The sequence below is a fragment of the Microbacterium sp. Bi128 genome (assembly GCF_918698205.1).
Window position 1 is genome coordinate 1 of the sequence record NZ_CAKKMM010000195.1, and the last position, 7,352, is coordinate 7,352.

Consider the following 7,352-nt stretch of genomic DNA (forward strand, 5'->3'; position numbering starts at 1 on the left):
GTGCTGGACCGCACCGAGGGGACGGTTCCGAGCTGGTTCGTGGGCCTGTTCCTGCAGTTGCTCCTCGCGGGCGGACTGCTGGCGTGGGGCATCGCGCGGACGCGGACGCCCGCGCGACGCCTGCCCCCGGGGACGCGGATCGCGTGACGGCGCGGGTGCCTGACGTCACTAACCGCTCGACGTCACAGGGCGCCCGCGGTCAGCGCAGTCGTTCGGCGAGCGCGATCGCGTCGTGAGGGGCGCGCCCGCGCGCGTCGTTGTCGAAGTAGACGAACACCTCGCGGGGATTCCCGTGTCGGTCGGTCGCGGAACGCCAGCCGCGGATGCGATCGGCCCATTCATCGAGCTCGGCGGCGGTGTAGCCGCTGGCGTAGGGCTCCGTCGAGCCGTGGAGCCGGACGTACACGTGGTCGGCGGTCACCGCGTCGAAGGCGGGCCACCGGCCGGCGGTGTCGGCGACGACCAGAGCGACATGGTGTTCGCGCAGGAGCTCTGTGGCGCGCGGGTCGCCGAACGTCGATGACCGAGGTTCGAGGGCGTGCCGCAGAGGAGCGTCCGCGTCGATCTCGAGCCAGGAGCGGCCGTGGAGTCGGGCATCGTGCCCGCGGGCGAGACCGAGCGCCTCACCCGTCGTGCGGGGGAGGCGGCGGAGGAAGCCGCCGAGGACCTCGGGGTCGAACTCCACTCGCTCGGGGAGCTGCCACAGGATCGGTCCCAGCGTCGGGCCGAGCGCGAGGACACCCGAGGCGAAAAAGTTCGCCACGGCCGCGTCGATGTTCCGGAGCCGCAGCATGTGCGTGACATACCGCGACCCCTTCACTGCGAACACGAAATCCTCCGGCACCTCCGACCGCCAGCGCTGATAGCTCTCGGGGCGCTGGAGCGAGTAGAAGGAGCCGTTGAGCTCAACGCTCGGCATCCGCTCGGCGAGGTACGACAATTCCTTCCGCTGGACGAGTCCGTGCGGGTAGAAGTCGCCTCGCCAGCGCGGATACCGCCACCCGGAGGTGCCGATCATCGTGCTCGTGGTCAGGCGTGTCCCTCGCTGGCGGGGAAGTCCGGGCCGGTGGGGTGGTCGGCGTCGACGGGGTCGCCGGTGTGGTCGTCGAGGTCGACGTTCTGATCCGCCTCGGCGGCGTCTTCGCGAACGTCGTCGGTGACGGCATCCGTGGGAGCGCCGCTGTCGGCGTGTGCGTCGTCGGAGTGGCGGGTGGGGAGATCCGGAGTGCTCATGTTGGCCACGGTGCCCCATATGGGCGGAGTGGGCGAGCGGCTTGACAGGCTGTCAGTCGGTGGCATCCGGGATCGACAGGTCGACGGCGGGCCAGGCCGGGAGCGGATCCTCGTACCGCACCCACGCCTCGGGCCCGGCGGCGAGCTCGTCGTCGGTCAACGCAGCCAGGTCGAGCACGTGCCGCAGCTTCGGTGCCGAGAGGTCGAGGCCGGTGAACGCGATCTCTTGCCCGAGGCCCATGCGCCCGTCGTCGGTGCCGATCGGGTCGATCCACATGGCCGACCCGACGTGCTCCCAGCGGGCCAGGATGCCGGGGCGTGACGCGATCCGGCAGAACCCCGCGGAGCGCACGAGGCGTCCGGCCGCGCCGTCGTCGAGTCTGTCGAGTGCGGTCTGCAAGCGCTCCGGGTGGAAGGGACGCACCTGGTCGTAGCGCAGAGTGCTGACGCGGTTGTCGCGCATGTACGGATCGTGTTCGTGGTTGAGCGCGCGCACCCAGCCGGCGCGCTCGAGGATCTCGGTCTCGTCTTCTCGCGGTGCGGCGGCGAGCAGATCGGCGCGCGGGTCGCGGCTGAGCCGCAGCGTCGCCCGAGGATTGAGGTGGGATGCCAGCGCCATCTGCACCGCGAGGGCCGCCGTCGAGACCTGCTCCCAGTTGACCCACACGATGCGCGTCGCCAGTTCGAGCGCGAGCGCGGCCTGTCGCGCGCGGGCTCCGACGTCGCCGCGGGCGTCTCGGGCAGGGGCAGATGCCACGAGCGGCGCCCCCTCGAGCAGGTCGCCGATCATGTGACGCGCGTCCACGATGCACACGGCCTCGACCTCGACCCCGCCCCTCTCGGTGATCGCGTGGATGAGGTCGACGTCCGTGCCGAGGTCGACCACGGCGTGTTCCTCGGAGGCGCGCGGTCGGGGGTGGGGGAGTGCGTGCGCGGCGCGGACATCGCGGTAGCGGAGGAGGTGCAACGGGCGACCGAGGGTGGCGGCGGTGCGTTCGGCGTAGGCCTGCCTCTCGGGCGCGCACACGCCCATCGTCACGATCGTTCTCTCCACGGCATCCGCCCTTCGTTTGTCGGGAATCGACGGACAGCCTATCTTGTTATTGAGAACGATTATCAACAGGAGGATGCCATGAAGGTCCGCAACTCGATCAAGTCGCTGAAGAACCAGCCCGGTGCGCAGGTGGTCCGCCGCCGCGGGCGGGTGTTCGTGATCAACAAGCTGAACCCGCGGTGGAAGGGGCGGCAGGGGTAACGGTCGCGGGATTCGCGCGTTGACGAGAGCGCTAGCCGACGAATCGGTTGCTCTTGCCGAGGTTGCAGGACTGGCAGAGCGTTTGGAGATTGCCCGGCACCGTCAGCCCGCCGTGACTGATCGGCACGATGTGATCGATATGGAGGACCGCGCCGGTGTTCGCCGATGCGCCGCACATGCGGCATCGGGAGCCGTCGCGACGAAGGATGTCGGTGCGCAGTTTCGGGGTGAGCAGGCTCCGTTCGCGGCGGCGGAGGTACTCCGATGTCGACTTGGCGGCACGCTGGCGGCGCGCCTCGTCCAGGCCGACGCGCAGTTCGGCGAAGCTCCAGTCCAGGTGTTTGCGATAGGAGTTGCGCCCCTGTGGGCTGGTGTAGGTGACCACGGCGGTCACGGTTGCGAGAGGCGTAGGGGCGGTCAGCATCCGTTTGTGGAAAAGTTCCCGCTCGATCTTGGCGTACTTGTCGGGATTCATGCGTCGGTCGCCAGAGCGGCCGATCGACCGGTTTCCGACATCGGTCAGTTCACGCGTGTAGGCGGAGTAGTGCCGCATTCGATCGAGTCGCTGGTCGATGTCGACCACGAGGCGGGTCTCGTCGTCGAGGACCGCATCCATCAGAAACGTGCGGAGAGGAAAACGGTCGAATGCCGATTTCGACGTCGTCGCCGCGCGATAGCGGCGCGTGAGGACCGGGAGCGGCATGACGGACGCGGCGTACCGCCCATTCAATTCATGCAGCTCGGAGAGGGCGGCACTGGTCGCGGCGACGATCCGTCGGGTTCGATGCGCGATAACGAGCGGGATGCCGATACTCGCGATCAGAACGAGACCGGCACCGATCGACAGGGCGAGAGTGAGGCTCCCTTGGGGAATTTCGTCCATGTTTGAACCCGCAAAGGCTGCAAGAAAAGCGGAGGAAATCAACCCGCGGGCCATCAGTGATTCCTGGGGCTAGTCGTGAGCGGGATCCGCTTCTTCGTTGCGGCGCGACGGTCAACTCTCACAGTTCCACCCGTCATGGTCGCCATCCCGATACCAGTCGTACTCGGGGTCGACGCCGCTTTGATACGGCCCGTAACCATTGGCGATGGCTTCCTTGCACGTGCCGAAATGCGGGTCCGTTGCCGGGGCCGGGTCGGCGGGCGCGGGCTCGGGTTGAGCGGGCTGAGGTGCGGGCTCGGCCGGAGCCGGCTGCGGGGGTGCGGGTGCGGGTTCCGCCGGTGCCGGTGCCGGTTCTGCGGGCATCGGCACGGAGTCGTCGAGGCGGACGTACGAGGCTTGCAGCGGATGCGTGCCGTACCCGTCGCGCCCGTCGTAGCGGGCGATCGCCCATCCCGTGTTGATCATGTGGGTCCCGGCATCCTGCGCATTGACCTGGACGTAGCGCAGAAGTCGCCCGTACTGATCGTGGTCGTCGCGTCCGGGGACACTGATCAGGGCGGCGCCGCCCGGAGCCAGGAATGTGGTCAGCTCGGCGGTTGCCTGGTCGTAGCCCCAGGTGCCCGTCTCAGGTGCATCGATACCGATGAGCCGCACCTTGCCGACGGTGGTGTCGATCGTGTCGCCGTCGATCACCGACACGATCTGGACGGGAGTCGCTGTCACGATGGGCGTAGCCGACGGTGTCGGCCGCGGTGTCCGGGAAGGCGTCGCTGTCGCTGCGCTGTCGGGCGTGGCTGTGCTCATCGATGTAGCGGCGACGGCGACCGGGCGACTATTCGCGCCTCCGGCCACGAGAGCGTTGGTCATTCCGGCCGTTGCGACAAATCCGACGGCGGCCACCGCCGTTACCCACGCGGCGGTCTTGCGGCTCTTGAAGCGCAGCCACGTCCGGCTGTTCTTTGCGAGCGCAACGATCCCCGTAATGAGGACCGCCAGGAATAGGACGGCGAAGATCGGCGACAGGATGAGCGCGACGATCATCAGCGGGATGCCGATGATCAGCCACATCCAAATCGGAATCCGGCGTTTGGTCTGACGATTTCCGTGCGTGAGCGACGGGCGTTTCGCGCGTGCGCGCGCGTTCGAACCAGTCATGAATGCGCCCCCCCGACGCAGGGGAAACACTCCCCGTGTGAAACGAACAATAGCGCTCGCGAAACCGTCTTTCATCCGGGGGTGGTGGCGCCCGACGAGCACTGAGCTGTCCCGGATCCGCCTCTCCGTTCCGGAGGGCGGGTCCTTCGCGTCGAGTCAGGCGGTGTCGAACCGCGCGATCAGGCGTGTGAGGGTCGGGAGGCCGCGCGAGGTTGCGGGCTGGCCCGTGAGGCGCTCGACCACGGGAGTCGCGTTCGACTCGCGATCCCGTTCGTTCACGGTCACGACCCAGCCGGTGCCGCTGTCGAGGACCCGGCACCGGCGCCGGGCGGCTTCGAGCTCGGTCTGCGCGTCGAGCACGATGGCGTCTCCACCGTGGAGGGTGAGCTCGCGCCGACCAGCGTCGGGGGCGTCGCGGTGCGCGGCCACGATGTCTCGAAGCTCGTCGAGCGCGAGCGTGAAGACCTCCCGTTCCACGCCGGTGCGGGCGGCGAGGGCGTCCATCGCGTCGTGAGCGAGCGCCGGGTCGCCGCCGAAGACGACGGTGCCGTTGCTCTGGAAGGGCGCCGGGTCGTGGCATCCGGCATCCACCAAGGCGGCGATGAGGTCGGCGGTGGACACGTGCCCTCGCTGACCCTGGTTGAGGTTCCGGACGAAAGCGACGTGGCGCATGGGGGGGAGGGTAGCGCGGTCTGCTCCTCCGCTGCGGATCGGCGGGCCAGAGGACGGCAAGCGATCCCGGGTGGAGTCCCGTCAGGAATCTCGTCCCGCGTCGGGCGCGATCGAGGCTCGCCATCGCTCGAGATAGGGAGGGAGGTGATTTGTGAGCGTCGCCCAGAACACATCGTCGTTCATCGACCGATACCCGCCGTGCGACGCGATGTTGCGGATCGTGCGAAGAGCGGCGACGACGTCGTCGGGGGTGTCCCCGAGGAACACGTGGAATTCACCGGACTCGAACAAGGCCGCGGCGCGGATGATCGCCATCGAACCGGAGGCATAGGCCGGCGAGTTTCTGGCGAATCCGGTGCGGCCACCGGCGACCGCATGGTCGAGGAAGCTCGCGATCGCATCGAGGCTGTCGCGGAGCTTGGCTCGCGTCACGTCGGCGGGCGCCCCGCCAGCGGCAGCCCGCGGGGCTCGGGTGAATCGGTGCTCGGCTTCCTCTCGTGAGGCCTCCATCACAGGTGCACCAGCGGGACGTCGTCGAGGAAGGAGGGCCGGTTCGCGTCGTCGACGATGACGTCGACGGGGAACCCGGTCAATGTCTCGACGGCATTCTGGAAGAGAGCGAGATCAAAATAGCTCCGCCCGTCGTCGAGTCGTGCGAGCAGATCGATGTCGGAGGAGAAGTGGTCCGCGCCCGTGGCAATCGAGCCGAAGACGCGAAGGTCATGGAGTCCGTGCCGGATGCCGGCGTCGACAATGGCCTGTGCATGTTCTTCGACGGCGATGCTCGGCCGGTAGTCGGCCTCGCCGAGGAGCCGCTCGAGGACGTCGCCGCTGACGGCGCGGCGTCCGGACTCGATGGCCGCCACGTTGGGTTGACTCATCCCGGCAGCTCGTGCCAGTTCTGCTTGCGACATCTGACTGTCGGCGCGAGCGGCCCTGACGAGAGCCGCGGCGCGACGAGGATCGAAACGATCAGGCATCGATATACCTCCGTGATATATCGTATCGGGCTCGTCGTGAGTCGGGAAGGCGTGACGCCGTTGATATCGACGCGACGGCGGGAGTCGAACCCGCCACGCCTTCGGTTATGAGCCGAGGCCCGGGACCGCCCGGATCGCCGCGATGTGTCCCCACGCTAACCGCGGGTCGCTCACCGCGCTCCCACGTTGCGGGAAGTAACTCTCCATTTCTCCCCGTGTCATCCGTGGGCCGTGGAACCGGAGGAGTTTTCCCGGGGCCCTTGCGGTGCGCGGCGCCGCGGGCGTTGAATCAGCGCAGCAGTGCAGTCGCGATCTGAGGGGGCATCATGACCAGCAACGCATCCGAATACGATCCGGACGGTGGCTACGACCCGGACGGCGGGTACGACCCGGACGGCGGGTACGACCCCGACGGCGGGTACGACCCGGATGGGGGATATGACCCGGACGGGGGCTACGACCCCGACGGCGGGTACGACCCCGACGGGGGCTACGACCCCGACGGCGGATACGTTATCTGACCGGGGGCACCTTCTCGTTCAGGCGAGCGCTCGCCTGAGGATCTCCCGATCGTCGTGAGGCACCTTCACGGTGCCGACGATCTGGGTGGTCTCGTCGCCTTTCCCGGCGACGAGCACGAGGTCGCCCGGTCGGGCCATCTGGAGCGCCGCGTGGATGGCATCCGCGCGTGACGGGATCTCGAGGGCATCCGGGGCTCCCGCGCGGACTTCGGCGCGGATGCGATCGGGAGGCTCTCGTCGGGGGTTGTCGTCGGTCAGGATGGCGACGTCGGCGAGTTCGGCGGCGATCGCGCCCATCTGAGAGCGCTTGCCGCGGTCCCGCTCTCCGCCGGCGCCGAACACGAGGATGAGCCGACCCGCGGTGCGGGCGCGGACCGAGCGGAGCGCGACGCGGAGCGCGCCCGGGTTGTGGGCGGTGTCGACCATCGCCGTCACTCCGTCCTTCTCGGCGATGAGTTGAAGGCGCCCCGGCGGCGGCTCGACGTGCGCGAGGGCGTCCGCGACGGCCGCGGGTTCGCCGCCCGCTCCGATCACGGCCGCCGCCGCGAGGAGCAGATTCGTCACCGCCACGGAATGCACCGTGGGCAGCGAGATCCGGTGGGGCGTTCCTTCGACGCGCAGGGTCCCAACGAGACGGCCCTCCTCCTCCCGCA

Annotated in this window: 11 protein-coding genes and 1 tRNA gene; 2 read left to right on the forward strand and 10 right to left on the reverse strand. The window is 68.8% G+C overall.

Annotation, left to right across the window (positions count from 1 at the left end; translation table 11 throughout):
- Positions 1-199: 199 nt before the first annotated feature.
- From LQV45_RS14195 to LQV45_RS14205, 3 genes are read right to left on the reverse strand one after another with little or no spacing between them, the layout of a single operon-like run.
- Positions 200-1,018: a DUF72 domain-containing protein gene (locus tag LQV45_RS14195; protein WP_230007587.1), complete on the reverse strand. Its 819-nt coding sequence runs from the start codon at positions 1,016-1,018 to the stop codon at positions 200-202.
- Between the two features lie 11 nt (positions 1,019-1,029).
- A complete protein-coding gene (locus LQV45_RS14200) occupies positions 1,030-1,233 on the reverse strand; it encodes a hypothetical protein (RefSeq protein ID WP_230007588.1) in 204 nt (67 codons plus the stop codon).
- 52 nt (positions 1,234-1,285) lie between these two features.
- Positions 1,286-2,287: a GTP-binding protein gene (locus tag LQV45_RS14205; protein WP_230007589.1), complete on the reverse strand. Its 1,002-nt coding sequence runs from the start codon at positions 2,285-2,287 to the stop codon at positions 1,286-1,288.
- A 78-nt stretch (positions 2,288-2,365) separates the two neighbouring features.
- Between LQV45_RS14205 and ykgO the strand changes: the two genes are divergently transcribed.
- Positions 2,366-2,488, forward strand: coding sequence for a type B 50S ribosomal protein L36 (gene ykgO, locus LQV45_RS14210; RefSeq protein ID WP_022877355.1), 123 nt, complete (start codon positions 2,366-2,368; stop codon positions 2,486-2,488).
- A 31-nt stretch (positions 2,489-2,519) separates the two neighbouring features.
- Here the strand turns inward: ykgO and LQV45_RS14215 are convergent, their stop codons facing one another.
- The 6 genes from LQV45_RS14215 to LQV45_RS14240 all read right to left on the reverse strand — a co-directional run bounded on the left by LQV45_RS14215 (position 2,520) and on the right by LQV45_RS14240 (position 6,320).
- The gene (locus LQV45_RS14215; protein WP_230007590.1) at positions 2,520-3,425 is read right to left on the reverse strand and encodes an HNH endonuclease; all 906 of its coding nucleotides are present in this window, start codon (positions 3,423-3,425) and stop codon (positions 2,520-2,522) included.
- A gap of 57 nt (positions 3,426-3,482) precedes the next feature.
- Complete coding sequence (locus LQV45_RS14220) at positions 3,483-4,628, reverse strand: thermonuclease family protein (RefSeq protein ID WP_230007591.1); 1,146 nt, start codon at positions 4,626-4,628, stop codon at positions 3,483-3,485.
- A gap of 54 nt (positions 4,629-4,682) precedes the next feature.
- Positions 4,683-5,198: a DUF1697 domain-containing protein gene (locus LQV45_RS14225; RefSeq protein WP_230007592.1), complete on the reverse strand. Its 516-nt coding sequence runs from the start codon at positions 5,196-5,198 to the stop codon at positions 4,683-4,685.
- Between the two features lie 81 nt (positions 5,199-5,279).
- Positions 5,280-5,708, reverse strand: coding sequence for an antitoxin (locus LQV45_RS14230; protein WP_230007593.1), 429 nt, complete (start codon positions 5,706-5,708; stop codon positions 5,280-5,282).
- A complete protein-coding gene (locus LQV45_RS14235) occupies positions 5,708-6,178 on the reverse strand; it encodes a helix-turn-helix domain-containing protein (RefSeq protein WP_290370250.1) in 471 nt (156 codons plus the stop codon). The genes LQV45_RS14230 and LQV45_RS14235 overlap by 1 nt, the downstream gene beginning before the upstream one ends.
- Before the next feature lie 69 nt (positions 6,179-6,247).
- Positions 6,248-6,320 (reverse strand) — tRNA-Met (locus tag LQV45_RS14240).
- A 184-nt stretch (positions 6,321-6,504) separates the two neighbouring features.
- Between LQV45_RS14240 and LQV45_RS14245 the strand changes: the two genes are divergently transcribed.
- Positions 6,505-6,699 carry a hypothetical protein gene (locus LQV45_RS14245; RefSeq protein ID WP_230007594.1) on the forward strand — a complete coding sequence of 65 codons (195 nt, stop codon included), beginning with the start codon at positions 6,505-6,507 and terminating at the stop codon, positions 6,697-6,699.
- A gap of 18 nt (positions 6,700-6,717) precedes the next feature.
- On the opposite strand, the gene LQV45_RS14250 is transcribed toward LQV45_RS14245, so the two are convergent.
- Positions 6,718-7,352 (reverse strand): glutamate ligase domain-containing protein (locus LQV45_RS14250; RefSeq protein WP_290370251.1); only part of this gene is annotated, 635 nt, incomplete at its 5' end.